Origin of the sequence: Nonomuraea sp. PA05 (assembly GCF_008086045.1) — a bacterium.
Lineage (GTDB): Bacteria > Actinomycetota > Actinomycetes > Streptosporangiales > Streptosporangiaceae > Nonomuraea > Nonomuraea monospora.
Map to the genome: position 1 here is coordinate 1 of NZ_VSEY01000040.1, position 22665 is coordinate 22665.

Here is a 22665-nt window from a genome sequence, read left to right on the forward strand (position 1 = left end):
CTGGCGGTGCTCAGCCTGCTGGCCGAGGCGGCCGAGGAGCGGCCGCTCGTCTGCGCCGTGGACGACGCGCAGTGGCTCGACCAGGTCTCGGCGCAGACGCTCGCCTTCGTCGCCCGCCGCCTGCTCGCCGAGCGGGTGGCGATGGTGTTCGCGACGCGCACCCCGGCGGAACCGGCGGCCGACGACCGATTCCCCGGGCTGCCCGAGCTGGTCATCACGGGCCTGCGCGACGACCACGCACGCGCGCTCCTGGACTCGGTGGTGCCGGGACGGCTCGACGATCGGGTCAGGGACCGGATCGTCGCCGAGACCCGCGGCAACCCCCTGGCCCTGCTGGAGCTGCCACGCGACCTGACCCCGGCCGACCTGGCCGGCGGGTTCGGCCGCCCGGACGCGCAGCCGCTGTCCGGCCAGATCGAGCAGAGCTTCCTGCGGCGCATCCAGGAGCTGCCGCCCGCGAGCCGCCGGCTCCTGCTGACGGCCGCCGCCGACCCGGTCGGGGACGTCGCGCTGCTCAGGCGGGCCGCCGAACGGCTGGGCATCGGCGCCGACGCCGCGCCAGCGGCCGAGACGGCGGGGCTGGCCGAGTTCGGCACGCGGGCGCGGTTCCGCCATCCGCTGGTGCGCTCGGCCGCGTACCGGGCGGCGGACCCCGGCGAGCGGCGGGAGGTGCACCGGGCGCTGGCGGAGGCGACCGACCCCGCGTCCGATCCGGACCGGCGCGCCTGGCACCGCGCCCACGCGGCCGTCGAGCCCGACGAGACGGTGGCGGACGAGCTGGAGCGCTCGGCCGGCCGCGCCCAGGCACGCGGCGGGCTGGCGGCCGCGGCGGCGTTCCTGCGGCGGGCGACCGAGCTGACGCCCGACCCGGTCAGACGGGGGATGAGGGCCGTGTCCGCCGCGCAGGCCACCTTCGAGGCGGGCGCCCCTGACGCGGCGCTCGAACTGCTCGACGCCGCCGAGATGGGCCCGCTGGACGAGCTGCGCCGCGGACGGCTGGCCCGGCTGCGCGGCCAGATCCTGTTCGCGCGCAGGCGCGGCGGCGACGCCGTCCCGCTGCTGCTCGACGCGGCCAGGACCCTGGAACAGGTCGATCCGGGACGCGCCCGCGAGGCGTACCTCGAAGCCATCGGCTCGGCGGTGCACTCCGGCAGGCTGAACGGGTACGGCGCCATTCAGAAGGTGGCGGACGCCGCCCGCGCCGCGCCGCCTGCACCGCAGCCGCCACGGCTGGTGGACGCGCTGCTCGACGCCCTGGTGGCACGGTTCGCCGAGGGCTACGTCGAGGGCGCGCCGCTGCTGAACGACACGCTGCTGGCCTTCCGCAGGGACGCGGGACACCACGGCGAGGACGTCATGCGCTGGCTGTTCCTGGCCTGGCTGACCGCCGCGGACATGTGGGACGACGAGACGTGGTCCGAGCTGACCACGCACGCGCTGCGCACGGCCAGGGAGAGCGGCGCGGTCAACTTCCTGCCCCTGGCCCTCACCTACCGCGCCGCCGAGCACGTGCACGCCGGCGAGTTCGGCGCCGCCACGGCGTGCATCGAGGAATCCCACGCGCTGCTGAGGATGACCGGCAACTCCCTGCTCCTGTACGCCACGTCACTGCTCCTCGCCTGGTCGGGCGACGTCAAGCTGGTGTCGATGATGGAGGTCGGCATCGAGTGGGCGACAAGCTGGGGTGAGGGGCGGGCGCTCGGCGCGCGCCACTTCGTGGAGGCGGTGCTGTACAACGGCCTCGGTCAGTACCGCAACGCGCTGGCCAACGCCGAGCAGGCGTGCGAGCACGACGACCTCGGCGTCTACGGGTTCGCCCTCGTCGAGCTGGTCGAGGCGGCCGTCCGCTGCGACACCCCGCAGGCGGCAGGGGAGGCGCTGCGGCGGCTGGAGGAGCGGGCCACAGCCAGCGGCACGAGCTGGGCGCTCGGCCTGCTGGCCATGTCGAGGGCACTGCTGTCCGGCCCTGAGGCCGCCGACGCGCTGTACCGCGAGGCCATCGGCCGGCTCAGCGGCGGCCGGGTCGCCGTCTACCTCGCCCGCGCCCACCTGCTCTACGGCGAGTGGCTGCGCCGCGAGCACCGGCGGGTGGACGCGCGCGAGCAGCTCCGCACCGCGTACGAGATGCTGAACCGCTTCGGCGCCACGGCCTTCGCCGAGCGTGCCCGCCGCGAGCTGCTGGCCACCGGCGAGACCGTCCGCAAGCGCACGGCGGAAGCCGACGATGGGCTGACCCCTCAGGAGGCCCAGGTCGCCCGCCTGGCCAGGGCCGGCCTGTCGAACCCGGAGATCGCCGCCCAGCTCTTCCTCAGCCCGCGGACCGTCGAGTACCACCTGGGCAAGGTCTTCGCCAAGCTGTCCATCACCTCCCGCCACCAGCTCCCGGAGGCCCTGCCCGACCATGCGTGAACCTGTCAGTGACCCTCGAAGGCGGGTTTGCGTTTGGCCAGGAACGCCTCCACGGCCCCCGCATGGTCCTTCGTCAGCCCCAGCCGTTCCTGAGCCCGGGCCTCGGCGGCCAGCGTCGCGCCGAGGTCGCGCCCCCACGCCTCCCCGATGAGCCGTTTCGACTCCGCGTAGGCCGCCGTGGGCCCGGAAGCGAGCCGGGCGGCGAGCGCCCGCCCCGCCGTGCCGACCTCGTCGCGCGGCACCACCCGCCCCGAGATCCCCCACTCGACCGCCTGCTGAGCGCTGAACGGCTCGGCGAGCAGGACGAGCTCCCTGGCCCGCGACTCGCCGACCGACCGCGTGAGCGTCGCCGACAGCCCGGAGTCGCAGGTCAGGCCGATGGCGCTGAAGGCCGTCCCGAGCACGGCGTCCTCGGCGAGCACGCGCAGGTCGCAGGCGAGCGCGAGGGCCAGCCCCGCGCCCACGCAGGTGCCGTTGACACCGGCGACGACCGGTTTGCCCATGGTGGCGAGCAGCCGGACGACGGGCGCGTAGTCCTCCTCGACGGTGTCGAACGCGTGCGCGGGATCCTCGCGCAGCGCCGCCGCGTGCTCGGCCAGGTCCTGCCCGGCGCAGAACGCGCCGCCCGCCCCGGTCAGCAGCACCGCCCGGATGGCGCCGTCGGCGGCGACGTCCTCAAGGGCGCCGCGCAGCGCCACCTTGGTCTTGGCGTCCAGCGCGTTGCGGCGCTCAGGGCGGCTGAGGGTCACGACGGCCACGCCGCCGTCGCGCTCGACGACGACCGGAGCCCCGTCCACCGGGCCGCTCACCGCGCGTCCCAGGTCTTGGCGACCAGCGTGAGCACGTCGTAGGTGGCGACCGGCAGCCCCTCCTGGTTGGTCACCACGGCGTCCCAGCGGACCTCGCCGTAGTCGGCGTTGACGCGGGGCGTGATCTGCTTGACGGTCAGCGTCACGGCGATGGTGTCGTCGGCCTTGACCGGGGTGAGGAAGCGCAGGGAGTCGACGCCGAAGTTGGCCAGCACGGGCCCGGGCGCCGGGTCGACGAAGAGCCCGGCGGCCAGCGACACGACCAGGTAGCCGTGCGCCACGATGCCGCCGAACAGCGGGTTGCGGGCGGCGGCCGCCGGGTCGGTGTGGGCGTAGAAGGTGTCGCCGGTGAACTCGGCGAAGTGGTCGATGTCGGCGAGCGACACCGTGCGAGGGGCGGAGGCGATCGTGTCGCCGATCCGCAGCTCCGCCAGCGACTTGCGGAAGGGATGCACCCCGGACTCGGCGCGGGCGGCGCCGGTCGTCCACCGTCCGGTGACGGCGGTGAGCTGGTCGGGGGAGGCCTGCACGGCGGTGCGCTGCATGTGGTGCAGGACGCCGCGCACGCCGCCCAGCTCCTCGCCGCCGCCGGCCCGTCCCGGGCCGCCGTGCACGAGGACGGGCAGCGGGGAGCCGTGCCCGGTGGACTCCTTGGCGTCGTCCCTGTCGAGGACGAGGACGCGGCCGTGCCACGGAGCGAGCCCGAGCACGACGGAGCGGGCGACGCCGGGGTCGTGGGTGGCGACGGAGGCCACCAGGCTGCCCTTGCCCTTGGCGGCGAGCGCGACGGCCTCGTCCAGGCCGTCGTAGCCGATCACGGTGCTGACCGGCCCGAACGGCTCCACGTCGTGCGGCTCGACGGCTCCCGGCCGCGCGCGCAGCACGAGCGGGGTCATGAACGCGCCGCGCTCGGGGTCGCCGTCGAGCAGGGCCGCGCCCTTGGGGTCGCCGAAGACGACCTCGGCGCCGGTCATCAGCGACTCGACGGCCTTGCGTACCTCTTCGCGCTGGCCGAGGCTGGCGAGCGGGCCCATCCGCACGTCGGGGTTGCGCGGGTCGCCGACGCTCACCTTCGCGAGGCGGCCGGCGAGCGCGTCGGCCACCGGCCCGGCCATCCCCGCGGGGACGAGCACGCGGCGGATGGCGGTGCACTTCTGGCCTGCCTTGACGGTCATCTCGGTGACGACGCCCTTGACGAACAGGTCGAACTCCGGGTCGTCGGGACGCACGTCGGGGCCGAGGATGGAGCAGTTGAGCGAGTCGGCCTCGACGTTGAGCGCCACGCCGTGGTCGAGCACGTTCGGGTGGCGGTGCAGGATGCCGGCCGTGTGCGCGGAGCCGGTGAACGCCACGGAGTCCTGGATCGTCAGCTCGTCGAGCAGCCCGCCCGCCGAGCCGGCCAGGAGTTGCAGCGTGCCCTCGGGCAGCAGGCCCGACTCGACGATCCGCCGGACGGCCAGCTCGGTGAGGTAGGCGGTCTGGCTCGCGGGTTTGACGATCGTGGGCAGCCCGGCGAGGAAGGCGGGCGCGAGCTTCTCGAGCATGCCCCAGACGGGGAAGTTGAACGCGTTGATCTGGACGGCCACGCCCGGCCGGGAGGTGTAGAGGTGCTGGCCGACGAACGTGCCGCCCTTGCCGAGGGGCTCCAGGCCGCCGTCGAGGACGACCGTGTCGTTCGGCAGCTCCCTGACGCCCTTGCTGCCGTAGCTGAACAGGGTGCCGATGCCGCCGTCCACGTCGACCGCGGTGTCCCGCGCGGTGGCGCCGGTGCACGCGGACAGCGCGTACAGCTCCTCCTTGTGCTCCAGCAGGTGCTTGGCCAGGGCTTTGAGCAGGGCGGCCCGCTCGTGGAAGGTCAGGGCTCGCAGTGCCGGGCCGCCGGTGTCCCTGGCGTGCCTGACCATGGTCGCGACGTCCAGCCCACGGCTTGAGATCCGCGCGACCTCCTCGCCCGTGGCGGCGTCGAGCAGCGGTTCACCGTCGTCGGCCGCGCGGAACCATCGTCCGGCGGCGTAGCTCTCCAGCAGCGCGCTCACGCTGTCTCCTTTCCCCGGGACCTGTTGCGCGAAGACCCCGACCCGTGTCACGGTATTACTGACCGAGCGATAAGTAAATAAGAGTGATGTGTCTCGGAGGGAACATGACGACGACCCCGGCGGAGCCGGATCTGCAGGCCGCGTTCGACGCGACCATCGACCGCCACGACCGGGTCGAACCCCGGGACTGGATGCCGGACGCCTACCGCAAGACGCTCGTCCGCCAGATCGCCCAGCACGCGCACTCCGAGATCATCGGCATGCAGCCCGAGGGCAACTGGATCGGCCGCGCGCCGTCCCTGCGGCGCAAGGCGATCCTGCTGGCCAAGGTGCAGGACGAGGCGGGGCACGGGCTCTACCTGTACTCCGCCTGCGAGACGCTGGGCGTCTCCCGCGCCGAGCTGACCGAAATGCTGCTCACCGGCAGGCAGAAATATTCCTCGATCTTCAACTACCCGACCCTGTCGTACGCCGACGTCGGCACCATCGGCTGGCTCGTGGACGGTGCCGCCATCTGCAACCAGGTGCCGCTCTGCCGCACCTCCTACGGCCCGTACGGCCGCGCCATGATCCGCATCTGCAAGGAGGAGTCGTTCCACCAGCGACAGGGGTACGAGCTGCTCATGACCATGATGCGCGGGACGGACGAGCAACGGGCCATGGTGCAGGAGTCGGTGGACCGCTTCTGGTGGCCGGTGCTGATGATGTTCGGGCCGCCGGACGCGCAGTCGCCCAACAGCGAGCGGTCCATGGCCTGGGGGATCAAGCGCAACTCCAACGACGAGCTGCGGCAGAAGTTCGTGGACATGACCGTTCCGCAGGCCGAGGCGCTCGGCGTGACACTGCCCGACCCCGGGCTGCGCTGGAACGAGGAGCGCGGGCACCACGACTTCGGCGAGCCCGACTGGCGGGAGCTGGCCGCCGTCATCAGGGGTGACGGGCCGTGCAACGAGCAGCGGCTGGCGCACCGCAGGGCCGCCCACGACGAGGGCGCCTGGGTACGCGACGCCGCCACCGCCTTCGCCGCCCGCGAGGCCGCTTCGCAGGGGGCCGCCCGATGAGCGCCGGCAGGCGGGAGTGGCCGCTGTACGAGGTGTTCGTGCGCGGCAAGCGCGGCCTCAACCACGTGCACGTCGGATCCCTGCACGCCCCGGACGACACGATGGCCCTGCGGCACGCCCGCGACGTCTACACCCGCCGCAACGAGGGCGTCAGCATCTGGGTCGTGCGCGCCGACGCCATCACCGCCTCCAGCCCGGATGAGAAGGACCCGCTGTTCGGGCCGAACGGCGACAAGGTCTACCGGCACCCCACGTTCTACGAGATCCCCGACGACGTCCCGCACATGTGAGGAACGCAAAATGAGCGACGAACACGGCAGCGTCTTCGACGGCCTGCTCGGCGGCGACTCCTCCCAGTGGGCCTTCGGCACCGGCTTCGAGGACCCGCTGGCCGGCGTCGACACCACGACGCCCGACGGCGTGCACCCCGCCGAGCTGGCCGCGTACTGCCTGATGCTCGGCGACGACGCCCTCATCATGTCGCAGCGCCTGTCGGAGTGGTGCAGCCGCGCGCCCGACCTGGAGGAGGACATCGCCCTCGCCAACATGGCGCTCGACCTGCTCGGCCAGGCCCGCCTGCTGCTGGCCAGAGCCGCCGCCGCCGACCCCGGCGTGGTGCCCGCGCTGCCCGAGGGCTCGCCGGTGCCGCCGGAGGACGCGCTCGCCTTCTTCCGCGACGACCGCGAGTTCAGGAACGTGCGGCTGGCCGAGGTGGCCAACGGGGACTTCGCGCACGTCGTGGTGCGGCTGCTGCTGTTCTCCACGGCCCGGCTGGCGTTGCTGGAGCGGCTGCGTACGAGCCGGGACCGGGTGCTGGCGGCCGTGGCGGCCAAGGGCGTCAAGGAGGTCACCTACCACCGGGACTGGGCCGGGCGATGGTTCCTCACGCTGGCGCGCGGCACCGAGGAGTCGCACCGCAGGCTGCTCGCCGCCCTCGACGCCCTGTGGCCGTTGCGGGGGGAGCTGGTGGCGGCGCACCCGCTCGAACGTGCGCTGGCCGAGGCCGGTGTCGGGGTTGATCCCGCGGCGCTGGGCGAGGAGGTGGACGCCGTGCTCGACCAGGTGCTGGCCGTCAGCGGCGTGCCACGTCCGGAACGCGGCGACCTGGCGGGGGTCGGCGGGCGGACGGGCCGCGACGGGCTGCACACCGAGGAGCTGAGCCGGCTGCTCGCCGAGATGCAGGTGGTCGCCCGCGCTCACCCGGGCGGGCGCTGGTGAGCGGCGGGACGGCGAACGCCGCACGGCGGGCGGCCGGGCGGCGGGCGGCCGAGGTCGCCGCGCAGGTGCGCGATCCCGAGATGCCCATGCTCACCCTCGCCGACCTGGGCGTCCTGCGCGGCGTCGAGATGGAGCGGGACGCGGACGGCGGTGACGTCGTCATCGCCTCGATCACCCCCACCTACACCGGCTGCCCCGCCATGGCGACCATGCGCGACGACCTCGTCCACCGGCTCAACGACGCCGGCTTCGCCCACGTCGAGGTGCGGATCGTGCTCGACCCGCCCTGGTCCAGCGACTGGATCTCAGAACGGGGCCGCGCCGCGCTCCGCGCCGCCGGAATGTCGGCGCCCGGCCCCGTGCCGAAGCGGACAGGACCGGTGCCGCTGACGCTCGGCCCGCCCCGCACCGCGCCGCCCTGCCCGCGCTGCGGCTCGGCCGCCACCCGCCTCACCTCGCAGTTCGGCGCCACCGCCTGCAAGGCCCTCTACCGCTGCACCGACTGCCTCGAACCGTTCGAGCACGTCAAGGAGATCTGAGCCGATGACCACGCTCGCGCCCGCCCCGTCCAGGGCAGCCGTCTTCCACCCGCTGACCGTGGCGGCCGTGGACCGGCTGTGCGACGACGCCGCCGCGATCACGTTCGCCGTCCCCGACGAGCTGCGCGACGCCTACGCCTTCAAGGCCGGCCAGTCGCTCACCCTGCGCCGCGTCATCGACGGCCGCGAGCACCGCCGCTCGTACTCGATCTGCGCCCCCGCCGGCGCGGCGCCGCGCATCGGCGTCAGGGAGATCCCCGGCGGCCTGTTCTCCTCCTGGCTCGTGCACGAGGTGCGGCCCGGCACCCGGATCGAGACGCAGCCGCCCACCGGCTCCTGGCAGGCGGACCCTGACCTGGGCGAGCGGCACCTGTGCGTCGCCGCGGGCTCGGGCATCACGCCGATGTTGTCGGTCGCCTCGACGGTGCTCACCCATCCCGCCGCGCAGGTGTCCCTCCTGTACGGCAACCGGACGAGCCGCACCGTCATGTTCGCCGATGAGCTGGGCGACCTGAAGAACCGCTACGGCCCCCGGCTGCAGGTCGTGCACGCGCTGTCGCGGGAGCCGCGCGACGTCGAGCTGCTGTCGGGGCGGCTCGACGGCGACCGGCTGCGCCGCCTGCTGACCGGGCTCGTCCCCGTCGAGGTGTTCGACCACGTCTGGTTGTGCGGGCCGCTGCGGATGGTCGAGGAGGCGCGGGATGTGCTGGCCGAGCTGGGGGTGCCAGAGGATCGGGCGCATGTCGAGCTGTTCTACGCCGACGCCCCTCCGCCGCCGCCCCGCCGCCTCGCGAACGGGGTCTGCGGCGCCACCACCGAGCTGACCACCGTGCTGGACGGTCTGCGCACCACCTCGGCGGTGTCCCGGGAGACGACGCTGCTCGACGGTGCCCAGGCCACCCGGGGCGACCTGCCGTTCGCGTGCAAGGGCGGGGTCTGCGGGACGTGCCGGGCCGTGGTACGGGAAGGGGAGGTGGACATGCGCCGCAACTACGCGCTCGAACCGGCGGAGGTCGCCGCCGGGTTCGTGCTCACCTGCCAGACCTATCCGGTCGGTGAGCAGGTGACCGTCGACTACGACGCCTGACCGCGACCAGTACCGTCAACCGATCACAGGAGCTGCACGTGCCCGAATCCTTCGTCGTCTCCGGCGTGCGGACGCCGATAGGCCGTTACGGCGGCGCGCTCGCCCACGTCCGTCCCGACGACCTGGCCGCCCTCGTCGTGCGGGAGGCCGTCGCCCGCGCCGGGATCGCCCCCGGCCTGGTGGACGAGGTGGTGCTCGGCGCGGCCAACCAGGCGGGCGAGGACAACCGCAACGTCGCCCGGATGGCCGCCCTCCTGGCGGGCCTGCCCGGCACGGTGCCCGGCTTCACCGTCAACCGGCTCTGCGCGTCCGGGCTCACCGCCGTCACCACCGCGCGCGCCCTCATCGCCGCCGGGGACGCGGACGTGGTCGTCGCGGGCGGCGTGGAGTCGATGACCAGGGCGCCGTGGGTGATGGAGAAGCCCGCCAAGGCGTTCGCCAAGCCGGGCGCGTCCTTCGACACCTCCATCGGCTGGCGCTTCACCAACCCGCGCTTCGACGCCGCCACGACCGCGTCCATGCCGCAGACCGCCGAGACCGTCGCCGAGCGGTGGAAGCTGGGCCGCGAGGAGCTCGACGCGTTCGCGCTCCGCTCCCACCAGCGGGCCGTGGCCGCGGCCAAGGAGGGCAGGTTCGCCGGCGAGATCGTCCCGGTGCCGGTCGGCAAGGGCGCGGCCGGGGACCTGGCCGAGGCCGACGAGGGGCCGCGCGCGGACACCAGCATGGAGCGGCTGGCCCGGCTGCGGCCGCTGCACGGGCCCGGCGGCGTCATCACGGCGGGCAACTCCAGCTCGCTGAACGACGGCGCGGCGGCCGTCGTCGTGGTGAGCGAGCGGTTCCTGGAACGGCACGGACTGGCGCCCCGGGCGCGGCTCGTGGCCGCCGCGCACGCCGGGGTGCCGCCCGAGATCATGGGGATCGGGCCGGTGCCCGCCACCCGCAAGGTGCTCGAACGCGCCGGGTGGGGCGTGGGCGACCTCGACGCCGTCGAGCTGAACGAGGCGTTCGCCGCTCAGTCGCTCGCCTGCGTCCGCGACCTCGATCTCGACCTCGACCGGGTCAACGCCGACGGGGGCGCGATCGCGCTCGGGCATCCGCTGGGCGCTTCAGGGGCGCGCATCCTGGTGACGCTGCTCGGCCGCCTCGAACGCACCGGCGGACGCCGGGGGCTGGCCACCCTGTGCGTCGGGGTCGGCCAGGGCGCGGCGCTGCTCGTGGAGCGGCCATGAGCGGGAAGCCGAGCCTGCTGGTCGAGGAGGGCGAGAACCGGGTCGTGTGGCGGCTCAACCGCCCCGACGTCCGCAACGCCATCGACCGCTCGATGGTGGACGCCCTGCACGAGGCGTGCGCCGCCGCCGAGGCCGAACCGAAGATCGTCCTGATCGTCGGCGAGGGCGCCACGTTCGCCGCCGGCGCGGACATCGCCCAGCTCCGCGAACGCGGCAGGGACGACGCCCTGCGCGGCATCAACTCCAAGATCTTCGACCGGATCCACAAGCTGCCGATGCCCACCATCGGCCTGCTCGACGGCTACGCCCTGGGCGGCGGCGCCGAACTCGCCTACGCCTGCGACTTCCGGATCGGCACGCCGCGCACCCGCCTCGGCAACCCCGAGACGGGCCTCGGCATCCTGGCCGCCGCCGGCGCCGCCTGGCGGCTGGCCGAGCTGGTCGGGGAGCCGCTGGCCAAGGAGATCCTGCTCGCGGGCCGCGTACTGACGGCGGAGGAGGCGCTGTCGGTGCACCTGCTCAACGAGGTGGTGCAGCCGGGCGACCTGCTCGCCACCGGCCACCTGCTGGCCGACCGGATCGCGGCGCAGGCGCCGCTGGCCACCCGGCTGATGAAGGCCGTCTTCCACGCGCCGCGCGACGCGCACCCGTTCGTGGACGACGTGGCGCAGGCGGTGCTGTTCGAGACCGAGGAGAAGCACGCCCGCATGACGGCGTTTCTGGACCGGCGCAACAGGAAAGAGGGCCATCGATGAACGCTGACCTGCCCAGGACCGTGGGAGTCGTCGGCGGCGGGCGGATGGGGGCCGGCATCGCGCACGCGTTCCTCGTCGCGGGCGGCCACGTGGTCGTCGTGGAGAGCTCCGACGGGACGGCCGCCGCCGCGCGCGGCCGGATCGGTGACAGCCTGGCCAAGGCCGCCGCGAAGGGCACGCTCGACGAGCCCGCGGAGTCGGCCGCGTCCCGGCTGGTGGCCACCGCCGATCCCGCCGGGCTGGCCGGGTGCGAGCTGGTGATCGAGGCCGTCCCCGAGGACGCGGCGCTGAAGGCCGAGGTGCTGGCCCTGGCCGGGAAGCAGGCGCCGGGCGCGGTGCTCGCCACCAACACCAGCAGCCTGTCCCTGGCCGGGCTGGCCGCCGGGCTGGCGGCGCCCGGACGCTTCCTCGGCCTGCACTTCTTCAACCCCGTCCCGGTGAGCGACCTCGTGGAGATCGTCGTGGCGCCGCAGACGGAGCCCGAACTGGTGACGCGGGCCCAGGGGTGGGTGGCGGCGCTGGGCAAGACGCCGATCACCGTGCGCGACTCGCCCGGGTTCGCCAGCAGCCGGTTGGGGGTGTGCCTGGCGCTGGAGGCGATGCGGATGCTGGAGGAGGGGGTCGCGAGCGCGGCCGACATCGACGTCGCGATGACGCTCGGCTACCGCCACCCCGTCGGGCCGCTGCGCACCACCGACATCGTCGGGCTGGACGTGCGGCTGGCCATCGCCGAGCACCTGGCCCGCGAGCTCGGCCCGCGCTTCGAGCCGCCGCGCATCCTGCGCGACCTCGTCGCCGCCGGGCACCTGGGCCGCAAGACCGGGCAGGGCTTCTACACCTGGTGAGCCGGTGACGCCGCCATGCCGCCGCCGTGCCCGGCACCTCCTGGGCGGGGCCGCCCGTCACTCGCCCGGCGGATCGCCCAGCTCGGCGGCCACGCGGGCGGCCGTCTCCCGTAGCCAGCGGTGCGCCGCGTCGTGCGTGTGCACCGGGTGCCACCACAACGCCTCCTGCAACGGCACCGCCTCGAAGGGGCACGGCAGCGTCCGCACGGGAGCCAGCCCGCGCAGCAGCTCCGCCAGCCGCCGCTGCACGAGCGCGACCCGCCGGGTGCCCGCCACCAGCGCGGGCAGGAGCTGGAAGCTCTGCACGGACACCTCCACCCGCGGCTCCAGTCCCAGCATGGTGAGCTGCCGGGTGACGGGCGCGTCGAAGGTGCGCTGGTAGACCACCCACGGCAGCCGCGCCAGGTCGTCCATGGTGACGGCGCCGGGATGCTCGTCCGACACCAGGCACACCCACTCGTCCCGGTACAGCTCGACCGCGGGCATGCCGGAGATCACGCCGTGCGGCATCAGCATGCCGTCCACCCCCGACAGCAGGGCCTCGGGGTTCTCGACGAGGTCGCGCGGCACGTGCCGGAAGTGCAGCCGAACCCCCGGCGCCTCCTCGTGCAGGACACGCGCCAGCCGCGCCCCGAAGACGGCGATGGCGTAGTCGGAGGACAGCAGCGTGAAGTCGCGCTGCTCGGCGCCAGGCTGGAAGTCGGCGCGGCTGGTGAACAGCCGTTCCAGCACCGCGCAGGCGTTGCCGGCGGGCGCGCGCAGGGCGGTGCCGAGCGGGGTCAGCTCGTAGCGGTTGCCCTGCCTGATCAGCAGGTCGTCGGAGAAGTGGCGGCGCAGCCTGGCCAGGGCGGCGCTCATCGCGGGCTGGCTGAGCCCGACGCGCAGGCCCGCCCTGGTGACGTTGCGCTCCTCCAGCAGGGCGCGCAGGGCGACCAGGAGGTTCAGGTCGAGGCTGGCGAGGTCCACGCGCTATCCATGTCGTCGATGTCCGGCATTCAAAGAATCGATTTCCCAGATCTCTCCGGATGGCTCAAGGTTAAGGCACCGCATCCGGAGGAAACCTCGTGGAAACATCCCCGTCTCTCGCCGGCCCCTTCGCGCTCGGCACCTTCTCGGCCGCCACCGGCCCCGCCTTTCCCGGCCCCGCCTTTCCCGGCCCCGCCTTTCCCGGCCCCGCCTTTCCCGGCCTCGTCGTCGGCGACCGCGTCCTCGACCTGAGCGCCCACGGCCCCACCACGCGTGCGCTGCTGGAGCGCTGGGACGACGTCCTGCCCCTTTTGCACGAAGCCGCCACGTCTGCCGCCACGTCTGCCGCCACGTCTGCCGCGACATCGGCGGGCAAGTGGCGGCCGCTCGCGGAGCTGCGCGTGCACGCCCCGGTCGAGCCGCGCCAGATCCTGCAGTCCGGCGCCAACTACCGCACCCACGTCATCGACCTGGCCGTGGCGCACGAGCCCGCGGACGGCCGCCCCGCCGAGCAGGTGCGGGCCGAGGTGGCGGCGATGATGGACCGGCGCGCGGCCGAGGACCAGCCGTACGTGTTCATCGGCCTGCAGTCGTCGGTCACCGGCCCGTACGACGACGTGGTGATCCCGTCGTGGTGCACGAAGCCGGACTGGGAACTGGAGCTGGCGGCGGTCATCGGCCGCCCGGCGTTCCGGATCAATCCGGAAGACGCGCTCGAACACGTCGCCGCCTACACGATCGCCAACGACATCACCGCCCGCGAGGTGGTCTTCCGCCGCGACATGCCGGAGATCGGCACCGACTGGCTGCGCGCCAAGAACGCGCCGACGTTCACCCCGCTGGGCCCGTACCTGGTGCCGGCCGCCTTCGTCGGCGACCCGGGCGAGCTGCACGTGACGCTCAAGCTGAACGGCGCGGTCATGCAGGACGAGTCCACCAAGGACATGATCTTCGACGTGGCGCGCCTGGTCTCCTACGTCTCCCAGACCATCGAGCTGCTGCCCGGCGACCTGGTGCTGACCGGCAGCCCGGCGGGCAACGGGATGCACCACGGCCGCCTGCTGCGCGCGGGCGACGTCATGGAGGGCACCATCTCCGGGCTCGGCACGCAGCGGAACGGATGCGTCGATGAACGCTGAGCAGGCCATCGCCGAAGCGGCGGCGAAGTACTCCAACTGGGGCCGCTGGGGCGAGGCCGACGTCCTCGGCACCGTGAACTTCATCGACGACGCCGCGCGAGCAGCCGCCGCCCGCCTCGTCCGCCGTGGCGCGTCGTTCTCGCTGTCCCAGCGCTTCGACACCGACGGCCCGCAGAAGGGCTGGCGCCGCCGCACCAACCCGGTGCACACCATGACCGACACCGGCCTGGACGCCGTCCACGGCGACCAGGGCTTCCCGCACGGCTTCGGCGGCGCGGACGACGTGATCGCCATGCCGCTGCAGTGCTCCACCCAGTGGGACGGCCTCGGCCACATCTTCGACCACGGCCGGGCGTGGAACGGCCGCCCCGCCGACAAGGTCGTCACCAGCGAGGGCGACCGGGTCACCGGCATCGAGCACCTGGCCGCCCCGGTGGCGGGCCGCGGCGTGCTGCTGGACGTCGCCGCCGTGTACGGCGAACTGCCGGACGGCTTCGCCGTCACCGAGGAGCACCTGACGGCCACGGCCGGGGCGCACGGCGTCCGGGTCGGGCGCGGCGACCTCGTGTGCGTGCGCACCGGCCGCCTCGCCAGGGCCAGGCGCGAAGGCTGGGGCGACTACGCGGGCGGCCCGTCGCCCGGCCTGTCGTTCTGGAGCGCGGGCTGGCTGCACCGCACCGAGATCGCCGCCGTCGCCACCGACACGTGGGGCTTCGAGGTGCGCCCCAACGAGTTCGACAACGCGTTCCAGCCCCTGCACCAGGTCGTCATCCCGCACCTCGGCCTGCTCGTCGGCGAGATGTGGGACCTGGACGCGCTGGCCGCCGACTGCGCGGCCGACGGCGTGTACGAGTTCTTCCTCACCGCCCCTCCGCTGCCCGTCACCGGCGCGGTCGGATCCCCCGTCAACCCCCTGGCGCTGAAGTGAGGCGGCCATGCCCGCAATCGAGAACGTCCTGATCGTCGGCGGCGGCACCGCCGGCTCCGCCCTGGCCATCCTGCTCGCCCGCGCCGGCGTCACCGTGGACGTCGCCGAGATCTCACCCGGCCCCACCACGCTCGGCTCCGGCATCACGCTGCAGGGCAACGCGCTGCGGGTGCTGCGCGACCTCGGCGTGTGGGAGCAGGTGAGCGCGGCCGGGTTCGCGTTCGACTCGCTCGGGCTGCGCACCCCCGGCGGCGACCTGATCGCCGAGATCCCCGACGCCCGCACCGGCGGCCCCGGCCTGCCCGCGACGCTCGGCATGAACCGCCCCGAGCTGGCGGCCATCCTGGCCGCCGCCATGCGAGAGGCGGGCGCCACCATCCGGTACGGCCTCACCGTGGACGCGGTGTCGGGCACTGCGCCGGGCGCCGTGTCAGACACTGCGCCGGGCGCCGTGTCAGACACTGCGCCGGGCGCCGTGTCAGACACTGCGCCGGGCACCGTGTCAGACACTGCGCCGGGCACCGTGTCAGACAATGCGCCGGGCATGGTGTCGGACAATGGGTCGGGCGCGATGTCGGACACGGTAGAGGTCGTCTTCTCCGACGGCACCACCGGCGCCTACGACCTGGTGGTGGGCGCCGACGGCATCCGCTCGCACGTCCGCGCCCTGATCGGCGTCGAGGCCGCGCCCGAGCCGGTCGGCATGGGCATCTGGCGCATCCACACCCGCCGGCCCAAGGACGTCGAGCGCACCGACCTCATCTACGGCGGCCCCTGCTTCATCGCCGGCTACTGCCCGACCGGCGCCGACACCATGTACGCGTACCTGGTCGAGAAGGCCAGGCCGCGCGAGGACGCCGGCGACAAGGCCGCGCACATGCGAGCCCTCGCCGCAGGGTACGGCGGCGCCTGGGACGAGATCCGCGCCGACATCACCGACCCGGCCCGCATCAACTACACCTGGTTCGAGTCGCTGCTCGTCGAACGCCCCTGGAATCGCGGCAGGGTCGTCCTGATCGGCGACGCCGCGCACGCCTGCCCGCCCACCCTCGCCCAGGGCGCCGCCCAGTGCCTGGAGGACGCCGCCGTCCTGGCCGAGCTGCTGCTCGCCGCCGACCGGCTCGACCAGGGCCTGTTCGACGCGTTCATGGACCGCCGGCACGACCGGGTGAAGGCCGTGGTCGAGGCGTCGGTGCGGCTGGCCCGCTGGCAGCTCGACGGGGTGCGCGACGCGGACGTGCCCGGCCTGATGGGGGAGATCGCGGCGATGGTGAGTGAACGCCCATGATCACCGTTGACGTGCACGCGCACGTCCTGCTGCCGGAGGTCGAGCAGGCCGTGGCCGGGCAGCCGGGGCTGGCAGCGCACCGGGAGCTGGACGCCCGCCGCAACGGGCCCGAGGCCCTCGCCGTGTCGGGGGCGATGATCGGCGAGCGGATCGCCCTGCTCACGCGGGCCTCTGACCGGTTGGCGGCCATGGACGCGGCCGGGGTGGACGTGCAGATCGTCAGCCCGTCGCCGTCCCACTACCACTACTGGGCCGGCCCGAGTCTGGCCCGCACGGTGTGGCGGCTGGCGAACGAGGGCGTGGCCGCCCACTGTGACTCCGGACGGCTCCACGGGCTCGGCCCGGCCTCGCCTGAGCGTTCCGGGCGGCTGCATGGGCTCGGCCCGGCCCCGCCTGAGCGTTCCGGACGGCTCCACGGGCTCGGCCTGACCTCGCCTGAGCGTTCCGGGCGGTTGCATGGGCTCGGCCTGGCCCCGCTCCAGCACCCCGAACTGCTGGTCGAGGCCCTCGACCACGCGCTCAGCCTGGGCCTGAAGGGCGTGGAGATCTCTTCGCACGCCCCCGGCCGCGACCTGTCCGACCCGGCCTACGAGCCGTTCTGGGCACACGCCGCCGAGACGGGCGCGGTGGTGTTCCTGCACCCGTTCGGCTGCACGCTGGACGAGCGCCTGGACCGCTGGTACCTGTCCAACCTCGTCGGCCAGCCCGTCGAGAACGCCGTCGCCCTGTCCCACCTGATCTTCGCGGGCGTGCTCGACCGCCACCCCGGGCTGAAGCTGCTGGCCGCGCACGGCGGCGGCTACCTGCCGTACTACCTGGGCCGCGCCGACCACGGCTGGCGGGTGCGGCCCGACGCCCGCGGCTGCGCCCGCGAACCCGGCAGCTACCTGCGCGACCTGCACTTCGACTCACTCACCCACGACCCGGCCGTGCTGCGCGAGCTGGTCAGGGTGGCCGGGCAGGAGCGGGTGCTGCTCGGCTCCGACTTCCCCTTCGACATGGGCGACCCCGACCCGCTCGCCGCCCTGCGCGCGGCCGGGCTGGCGGACACCCCCGTACGCGGCGGCAACGCGGCAAGGCTCTTCGACCTGAAGGATCCCTCATGAGACTCATCACGCACCTGCGGCACGTCGATCTGGCCGTGCCCGACTACGACAAGCAGCGCGACTTCTACGCGGGCGTCTGGGGGCTGACCGAGGTCGCCAACGACTCAGGCATCAGCTTCCTGGCCGCCGAAGGGTCGCCCGAGCAGTACATCATCCGGCTGCGCAAGGCGGAGGAGAAGCGCCTGGACCTGGTCTCCTTCGGCGCCGCCACCCCGGCGGACGTGGACGCCCTGGCCGAGCGGCTGCGGGCCGCGCAGGTGCGGATCATCTCCGAGCCGGGCAAGCTGGACACCCCCGGCGGCGGCTACGGCTTTCGCTTCTTCGACCTCGACGGCCGCACCGTCGAGGTCTCCGCCGACGTCGCCGTCCGCAGCCACCGCAAGCTGGAGGCCAAGGAGTCCGTCCCGGTCCGCCTCTCGCACGTCGTGCTGAACGCGCCCGACATCGACGCCACCCGCACCTGGTACGAGACCCACCTCGGCTTCGCCCTGTCCGACACCCTCGCCCATCCCCACATGGGCCAGGTCATGCACTTCATGCGCTGCAACCCGCAGCACCACAGCATGGCCATCGCCCGCGGCCCGCACGCCAGCCTGCACCACATCAGCTTCGAGCTGCGCGGCCTGGACGAGTACATGTACGGCACGGGCCGCCTGCTGCGCGCCGGCGTCCGGATGATCTGGGGCCCTGGCCGCCACCTGGCGGGCGACAACACGTTCTCCTACTTCATGGACCCGCACGGCAACACCGTCGAGTACACCACCGAGCTGGAGGAACTGGACGAGGACGCCTGGCACCCGCACGTCTACGACTTCTCCGAGCCGGAGGTCACCGACCAGTGGGGCACCGCCAACCCGATGAACGAGCTGGTCGCCAAGGGGTCGTTCAACGACGTCGACCGCGGCGTCTTCGTCGCCCCGCCGGTCTGATGAAGATCGCCACCTTCACCCACCGCGGCCGCACCCGCTCCGGCCTCGTCGAAGGCGGCGTGGTGCGGCCGCTGCCCGACGGCGCCGGCCCGCTCGGCGTCCCCCGGGACGTGCGAACCGGCGTGCCGATCCCCCTGGCGGACGTGCGGCTCCTCGCCCCGCTCCAGCCGCCTACCATCCGCGACTTCGTCGCCTTCGAGGAGCACGTCGAGGGCGTGAGCAAGAGCGTGGACGGCCGCTCGGGGGTGCCGGACGCCTGGTACGACGCCCCCGCCTTCTACTTCACCAACCCCTACGCCGTCATCGGCCCGCACGACGACGTGCCGATGCCGCCCGGCTGCCACGCCTTCGACTTCGAGCTGGAGGTCGCCGCCGTCATCGGCACGCCGGGCCGCGACCTCACCCCTTCGCGGGCGCGGCGGCACATCGCCGGATACCTGATCATGAACGACTGGTCGGCCCGCGACCTGCAGTCCCGCGAGATGCAGGTCAACCTGGGCCCGGCCAAGGGCAAGGACACCGCCACCACCCTCGGCCCGTGGCTGGTCACGGCGGACGAGCTGGAGCCGTACCGCGACGCCGACGGCTTCCTGAACCTGGGGCTCACCGTCAGCGTCAACGGCACGGAGATCGGCCGCGACCTGCTGTCCAACATGGGCTGGCCGTTCGAGGAGCTCGTCGCCTACGCCTCGCGCGGCACCTGGGTCCGGCCCGGCGACGTGCTCGGCTCCGGCACCTGCGGCAACGGCGGCTGCCTCGCCGAGCTGTGGGGGCTGCGCGGCGAGCAGTCCCCGCCGCCGCTCAAGCCGGGTGACGTGGTCGAGATCGCCGTCGAGGGCATCGGGTCCGTCCGCAACACCGTGGTCGCGGGCGCGGACCCGGTGCCGATCCCCCGGGCCCGGCCCCGCCCGAGACGCCGCCCGGCGCAGTGAGGCCGCTCAGCCGCAGTGCTCGAACGGGCTGGTGTACGAGCTGCTCCCGACGGACCCGCCCCACTTGACGCACTGCCCGGCCGCCGACCGCACCACAGGCCCCGCGTAGTAGCCGAAGCTGCCCGAGTTCGTCGCCCTGCTCTCCCCTTGCGGCTCCAGGAAGGCCGACATCGACGACGCCGTCCCCACGTTCGTCGTCTTCAGCGTCACGACGCAGTTGTTGCCGTTGCCCGAGTGGTAGAGCAGGTACGTGCGCCCCCCGGTGAGCGCCGCGGAGTCGATGACCGAGTAGCCGCTGCCGCACACCTCCTCGGCCGTGTAGGGGTTGCCGCTGCCGCACGAGTTGGTGCTGGTGACGGCCTTCTTCTGGCCCAGGGAGATGGTCACGCCGTCCACGGTCGGGCTGGTGTCCATCGCTCCGGTGGAGGTGCGCTGCTCGTAGTGCAGGTGCGGGGCGTTGGAGCCGCCGGTGGAGCCGACGGTGCCGATGGAGGTGCCCTGGCCGACGCTCATCGAGCCGCCGGCGGCCCGCGCCATGGTGGCGAGGTGGGCGTAGCGGGTTCTGGTGCCGTCGCCGTGGCGGATCTCGATCCACTTGCCGTAGCTGGTGTTGCCGGCGTCGTAGAAGTACGCGGTGCCGGCGGCGGTGGCGCGGACGGTCTCGCCGTTGATGTCGTCGCCGCCGTAGTCCTGCCAGTCGATCGAGCCCGAAGGGCTGTGGTCGGGCAGCCAGTTGTTGGCGTAGAAGGTCTTTCCGCAGTTGAACGGGCTCTTGTGGGTGGCCAGGGCGGCGGTGGTGGAGTGCGCTGAGGCGGGCTGGGGGAGCAGCGCCGCCGCGAGGGCGAGTGCGAGGGGGAGGACGAGCTTTCCGATCTTGGGCATGGGTCACCTCGTGCGGCAGGGGGTGGAGGGGTACGGTCGAACGCCCAATCTCTCCGCCCCAGGGTGCGGGGCGGCTTGATCGTGAAGATATCCTCGAAAGTTCTCTTCATCAATCCCTGTCAAACTGAAAGTTTCCGGCTTCCTGGTGGTCCCTTGTCACGGGCCGGTGGACTGCGTCGTCTAACAGGTATGCACCCCGCCCACGAGTTCGAGCGGTACCGGCCCCATCTCACCGAGGTCGCCTACCGGATGCTCGGCACGCTGGCCGACGCCGAGGACGTCGTCCAGGAGGCCTACCTGCGCTTCGTCCGCGCGCGCGACAGCGAGCCGCGCGACGTGCGGGCCTGGCTCACCACGGTCGTCGCCCGCATCTGCCTGGACGAGCTGGGCTCGGCCAGGGCCAGGCGCGAGAGCTACGTCGGGCAGTGGCTGCCCGAGCCGCTCGTCGGCGCCTTGACCGTGCCGGGGCCGGAGGACCGGGTCACCCTGGACGAGTCGGTCAGCATGGCGGTGCTCGTCCTGCTCGAATCGCTCAGCCCGGCTGAGCGGACCGCGTTCGTGCTGCGCGAGGTGTTCGGCCTGTCCTACGAGGAGGTCGCGCGGACGGTCGGCCGCAGCGAGGTGGCCTGCCGCCAGCTCGTCGCCAGGGCCAGGGCGCACGTCCGCGCCCGCGCGCCGCGCTTCACCCCCGACCGGGGGCAGCACGCGCACGCGGTCGAGGCGTTCGCGAAGGCGTGCTTCCACGGCGGTGTCGAGGAGCTGGTACGCGTCCTGGACCCGAAGGTCGTGCTGCGCTCCGACGGCGGCGGCCTGGTGCCCGGGGTGGCGCGCCGTCCCGTCACCGGCGCGGCGAACGTCGCCCGGCTGCTGCTCGGCGTCGTGGCCAGGAACGCCGTCACGCCGCGGACGAGCACGGTCAACGGCTCGGCGGGCCTGGTGTTCGAGGCCGGCGGGACGGTCGTCGGGGTGATGGGCTTCACCGTGGCAGGCGGCCTGATCACCGAGCTGGACCTCGTGGTCAACCCCGGCAAGCTGCGCCGGGTCACCCAGTGAAGGAGAGAGCACGTGTCGTCACTCGCGTACACCCGTAAGGGCGCCGGACCGCCCCTCGTGCTGCTGCACGGCCTCGGCGCCATGCGCGACGCCTGGAACCCGGTCATCCCCGCGCTCGCCGAGCGCTTCGACGTGGTGGCCGTCGATCTGCCCGGGTTCGGGGAGTCCGAGCCGCTGCCCGAACGCATCGAGCCGTTACCGGCCGCACTGGCGGCGATCGTGGCGGACTTCCTGCGCGGCCTCGGCATCGACTCGCCGCACCTCGCCGGCCACTCGCTCGGCGGCTGGGTGGCGCTCGAACTCGCCGCCATCCGCCCGGCCGCCTCGCTGACCCTGGTGTCACCGGCGGGCCTGTGGCGCGGAGCCACGCCGCTCTACCAGCGGATCAGCCTGCGCATGATCCGGTGGGGCGCCGAGCACGCCACCGGCCTGCTGTCGCGCCTGGTGGACTTCCGGCTGGGACGCGTCCTCGTCCTCGGCCAGACCCACGCCAGGCCCCTCCGGGTGACGCCCGCACAGGCCCGCGCGAGCATCCTGGCCATGGGGCGCTGCCCGGGCTTCGCCGCCACCCTCAAGGCCACGGCCAGGCGCCGGTACCTGGCGGGCGCGCCGCTGGGCGTCCCGGCGACCGTCGCGTTCGGCTCGCGGGACCTGCTGCTCCTGCCCGGGGTGGCCCGCCACCTCGACGAACTGCCGCCCGACGTGCGCGTCGGGTCACTGCCCGGCTGCGGCCACGTCTGTATGAGCGACGACCCGGACGCGGTCGCCGCCCTCATCACCAGATCGGCCTGGAACGTTCCAGAGCGCCGCTGACGTCTCCCGGGGTGCCGCTGACCAGGCGGGGGCTCAGCTCTCGATGCCGTGCCGGATCATCCGCCAGATCCGCGCCGCCGTCTCCGTGCGCTCGGACGCCGGGATCTCGGTGAGCATGAGCGCCAGCATGCCGACCGCCAGCACCAGATCGCCGGTGGAGACGTCGGCGCGGATCCGCCCCGCGCGCTGGGCCCCGGCCAGCCCGGTCTCCAGCAGCCTCGCCAGCCGCTCGCGGACCGCCAGGATGCGCGGGTCGGGCTGCGGCGGGATGCTGACCATGGTGATGAACGTGGTCTGCGCGATGGCCTGCTCGGTGACCAGGGCCAGCACCTCGTCGAGCGTGGTGCCGGGCTTGGCGGCCAGCGCCTCCAGCTCGGCGATGCTGTCTTCGAAGACGGCGAGAGCGAGGCTGACCCGATCGGGGAAGTGCCGGTAGAGGCTGCCCTGCCCGACCCCGGCCGCCCGCGCCACCTCGGTGAGCGAGGCGTCGTACCCGGCGGTCGCGAACGCCTCGCGGGCCGCCGCGATCAGCGCGGCCCTGTTGTGGGCCGCGGCCCTCGGGCCTCGGTTGGGTCGACGGACGGCGGTCACAGCGGCTATCGTACCAACCGGACGAGACAGTCCGGTTGTCGCGGGAGCGG

General features: G+C 73.6%; 22 protein-coding genes. 17 read left to right on the forward strand and 5 right to left on the reverse strand.

The features are described 5' to 3' along the window. The coding region (locus FXF51_RS45365) for a helix-turn-helix transcriptional regulator (protein ID WP_148441009.1) at nucleotides 1–2409 on the forward strand (2409 nt) is incomplete at its 5' end. A 5-nt stretch (nucleotides 2410–2414) separates the two neighbouring features. On the opposite strand, the gene FXF51_RS45370 is transcribed toward FXF51_RS45365, so the two are convergent. Together FXF51_RS45370 and paaZ are read right to left on the reverse strand one after the other, a co-directional pair. Beyond that, complete coding sequence (locus FXF51_RS45370; RefSeq protein ID WP_262380265.1) at nucleotides 2415–3218, reverse strand: enoyl-CoA hydratase/isomerase family protein; 804 nt, start codon at nucleotides 3216–3218, stop codon at nucleotides 2415–2417. Beyond that, nucleotides 3215–5254 carry a phenylacetic acid degradation bifunctional protein PaaZ gene (paaZ, locus tag FXF51_RS45375; RefSeq protein ID WP_148441010.1) on the reverse strand — a complete coding sequence of 680 codons (2040 nt, stop codon included), beginning with the start codon at nucleotides 5252–5254 and terminating at the stop codon, nucleotides 3215–3217. The genes FXF51_RS45370 and paaZ overlap by 4 nt, the downstream gene beginning before the upstream one ends. Before the next feature lie 104 nt (nucleotides 5255–5358). Between paaZ and paaA the strand changes: the two genes are divergently transcribed. The 8 genes from paaA to FXF51_RS45415 are packed head-to-tail and all read left to right on the forward strand — an operon-like array spanning nucleotide 5359 to nucleotide 11988. After that, the gene (gene paaA / locus FXF51_RS45380; RefSeq protein WP_187414938.1) at nucleotides 5359–6315 is read left to right on the forward strand and encodes a 1,2-phenylacetyl-CoA epoxidase subunit PaaA; all 957 of its coding nucleotides are present in this window, start codon (nucleotides 5359–5361) and stop codon (nucleotides 6313–6315) included. Beyond that, nucleotides 6312–6605: a 1,2-phenylacetyl-CoA epoxidase subunit PaaB gene (paaB, locus tag FXF51_RS45385; protein ID WP_148441012.1), complete on the forward strand. Its 294-nt coding sequence runs from the start codon at nucleotides 6312–6314 to the stop codon at nucleotides 6603–6605. The genes paaA and paaB overlap by 4 nt, the downstream gene beginning before the upstream one ends. 10 nt (nucleotides 6606–6615) lie before the next feature. Further along, complete coding sequence (paaC, locus tag FXF51_RS45390) at nucleotides 6616–7533, forward strand: 1,2-phenylacetyl-CoA epoxidase subunit PaaC (protein WP_148441013.1); 918 nt, start codon at nucleotides 6616–6618, stop codon at nucleotides 7531–7533. After that, nucleotides 7527–8072 (forward strand): 1,2-phenylacetyl-CoA epoxidase subunit PaaD, encoded by a 546-nt coding sequence (paaD, locus tag FXF51_RS45395; RefSeq protein ID WP_411268429.1) that lies wholly within the window; start codon nucleotides 7527–7529, stop codon nucleotides 8070–8072. The genes paaC and paaD overlap by 7 nt, the downstream gene beginning before the upstream one ends. A gap of 4 nt (nucleotides 8073–8076) precedes the next feature. Further along, the gene (gene paaE, locus FXF51_RS45400) at nucleotides 8077–9159 is read left to right on the forward strand and encodes a 1,2-phenylacetyl-CoA epoxidase subunit PaaE (protein ID WP_148441014.1); all 1083 of its coding nucleotides are present in this window, start codon (nucleotides 8077–8079) and stop codon (nucleotides 9157–9159) included. Between the two features lie 38 nt (nucleotides 9160–9197). Further along, nucleotides 9198–10388, forward strand: a complete 1191-nt coding sequence (locus FXF51_RS45405; protein WP_148441015.1) for a thiolase family protein — start codon at nucleotides 9198–9200, stop codon at nucleotides 10386–10388. Beyond that, entirely contained in the window at nucleotides 10385–11143 is a 759-nt protein-coding gene (locus tag FXF51_RS45410) for an enoyl-CoA hydratase/isomerase family protein (RefSeq protein WP_148441016.1), read from the forward strand. The genes FXF51_RS45405 and FXF51_RS45410 overlap by 4 nt, the downstream gene beginning before the upstream one ends. Next, the gene (locus FXF51_RS45415; protein WP_148441017.1) at nucleotides 11140–11988 is read left to right on the forward strand and encodes a 3-hydroxyacyl-CoA dehydrogenase family protein; all 849 of its coding nucleotides are present in this window, start codon (nucleotides 11140–11142) and stop codon (nucleotides 11986–11988) included. The genes FXF51_RS45410 and FXF51_RS45415 overlap by 4 nt, the downstream gene beginning before the upstream one ends. Nucleotides 11989–12045: 57 nt before the next feature. On the opposite strand, the gene FXF51_RS45420 is transcribed toward FXF51_RS45415, so the two are convergent. Further along, nucleotides 12046–12954 (reverse strand): LysR family transcriptional regulator, encoded by a 909-nt coding sequence (locus tag FXF51_RS45420; RefSeq protein WP_148441018.1) that lies wholly within the window; start codon nucleotides 12952–12954, stop codon nucleotides 12046–12048. A 98-nt stretch (nucleotides 12955–13052) separates the two neighbouring features. Here FXF51_RS45420 and FXF51_RS45425 point away from each other — a divergent pair, with 98 nt between their 5' ends. From FXF51_RS45425 to FXF51_RS45450, 6 genes are read left to right on the forward strand one after another with little or no spacing between them, the layout of a single operon-like run. Then, the gene (locus FXF51_RS45425; protein ID WP_148441019.1) at nucleotides 13053–14093 is read left to right on the forward strand and encodes a fumarylacetoacetate hydrolase family protein; all 1041 of its coding nucleotides are present in this window, start codon (nucleotides 13053–13055) and stop codon (nucleotides 14091–14093) included. Then, complete coding sequence (locus FXF51_RS45430) at nucleotides 14083–15021, forward strand: cyclase family protein (RefSeq protein WP_148441020.1); 939 nt, start codon at nucleotides 14083–14085, stop codon at nucleotides 15019–15021. The genes FXF51_RS45425 and FXF51_RS45430 overlap by 11 nt, the downstream gene beginning before the upstream one ends. 7 nt (nucleotides 15022–15028) lie before the next feature. After that, complete coding sequence (locus FXF51_RS45435; protein WP_262380267.1) at nucleotides 15029–16309, forward strand: FAD-dependent monooxygenase; 1281 nt, start codon at nucleotides 15029–15031, stop codon at nucleotides 16307–16309. Then, entirely contained in the window at nucleotides 16306–17415 is a 1110-nt protein-coding gene (locus tag FXF51_RS45440) for an amidohydrolase family protein (protein ID WP_148441021.1), read from the forward strand. Before FXF51_RS45435 ends, FXF51_RS45440 begins: the two co-directional genes overlap by 4 nt. Continuing rightward, a complete protein-coding gene (locus tag FXF51_RS45445; RefSeq protein WP_148441022.1) occupies nucleotides 17412–18344 on the forward strand; it encodes a VOC family protein in 933 nt (310 codons plus the stop codon). The genes FXF51_RS45440 and FXF51_RS45445 overlap by 4 nt, the downstream gene beginning before the upstream one ends. Next, nucleotides 18344–19276: a fumarylacetoacetate hydrolase family protein gene (locus FXF51_RS45450; protein ID WP_148441023.1), complete on the forward strand. Its 933-nt coding sequence runs from the start codon at nucleotides 18344–18346 to the stop codon at nucleotides 19274–19276. Before FXF51_RS45445 ends, FXF51_RS45450 begins: the two co-directional genes overlap by 1 nt. Nucleotides 19277–19282: 6 nt before the next feature. On the opposite strand, the gene FXF51_RS45455 is transcribed toward FXF51_RS45450, so the two are convergent. Continuing rightward, complete coding sequence (locus FXF51_RS45455) at nucleotides 19283–20158, reverse strand: M23 family metallopeptidase (protein ID WP_148441024.1); 876 nt, start codon at nucleotides 20156–20158, stop codon at nucleotides 19283–19285. Nucleotides 20159–20347: 189 nt separating this feature from the next. Here FXF51_RS45455 and sigJ point away from each other — a divergent pair, with 189 nt between their 5' ends. Both sigJ and FXF51_RS45465 read left to right on the forward strand, forming a co-directional pair. Continuing rightward, entirely contained in the window at nucleotides 20348–21211 is an 864-nt protein-coding gene (gene sigJ / locus FXF51_RS45460) for an RNA polymerase sigma factor SigJ (RefSeq protein WP_148441025.1), read from the forward strand. A 12-nt stretch (nucleotides 21212–21223) separates the two neighbouring features. Beyond that, the gene (locus tag FXF51_RS45465) at nucleotides 21224–22024 is read left to right on the forward strand and encodes an alpha/beta fold hydrolase (RefSeq protein WP_148441026.1); all 801 of its coding nucleotides are present in this window, start codon (nucleotides 21224–21226) and stop codon (nucleotides 22022–22024) included. Nucleotides 22025–22057: 33 nt separating this feature from the next. On the opposite strand, the gene FXF51_RS45470 is transcribed toward FXF51_RS45465, so the two are convergent. Beyond that, nucleotides 22058–22615, reverse strand: coding sequence for a TetR/AcrR family transcriptional regulator (locus FXF51_RS45470; RefSeq protein ID WP_148441027.1), 558 nt, complete (start codon nucleotides 22613–22615; stop codon nucleotides 22058–22060). Nucleotides 22616–22665: the final 50 nt, after the last annotated feature.

Coding starts and splice junctions, on each gene's coding strand:
- FXF51_RS45455 (WP_148441024.1), bottom strand. CDS start 20,158: ATGCCCAAGATCGGAAAGCTCGTCCTCCCCCTCGCACTCGCCCTCGCG.
- FXF51_RS45410 (WP_148441016.1), top strand. CDS start 10,385: ATGAGCGGGAAGCCGAGCCTGCTGGTCGAGGAGGGCGAGAACCGGGTC.
- FXF51_RS45435 (WP_262380267.1), top strand. CDS start 15,029: ATGCCCGCAATCGAGAACGTCCTGATCGTCGGCGGCGGCACCGCCGGC.
- paaB (WP_148441012.1), top strand. CDS start 6,312: ATGAGCGCCGGCAGGCGGGAGTGGCCGCTGTACGAGGTGTTCGTGCGC.
- paaC (WP_148441013.1), top strand. CDS start 6,616: ATGAGCGACGAACACGGCAGCGTCTTCGACGGCCTGCTCGGCGGCGAC.
- FXF51_RS45450 (WP_148441023.1), top strand. CDS start 18,344: ATGAAGATCGCCACCTTCACCCACCGCGGCCGCACCCGCTCCGGCCTC.
- FXF51_RS45415 (WP_148441017.1), top strand. CDS start 11,140: ATGAACGCTGACCTGCCCAGGACCGTGGGAGTCGTCGGCGGCGGGCGG.
- FXF51_RS45440 (WP_148441021.1), top strand. CDS start 16,306: ATGATCACCGTTGACGTGCACGCGCACGTCCTGCTGCCGGAGGTCGAG.
- FXF51_RS45445 (WP_148441022.1), top strand. CDS start 17,412: ATGAGACTCATCACGCACCTGCGGCACGTCGATCTGGCCGTGCCCGAC.
- sigJ (WP_148441025.1), top strand. CDS start 20,348: ATGCACCCCGCCCACGAGTTCGAGCGGTACCGGCCCCATCTCACCGAG.
- paaE (WP_148441014.1), top strand. CDS start 8,077: ATGACCACGCTCGCGCCCGCCCCGTCCAGGGCAGCCGTCTTCCACCCG.
- FXF51_RS45430 (WP_148441020.1), top strand. CDS start 14,083: ATGAACGCTGAGCAGGCCATCGCCGAAGCGGCGGCGAAGTACTCCAAC.
- paaA (WP_187414938.1), top strand. CDS start 5,359: ATGACGACGACCCCGGCGGAGCCGGATCTGCAGGCCGCGTTCGACGCG.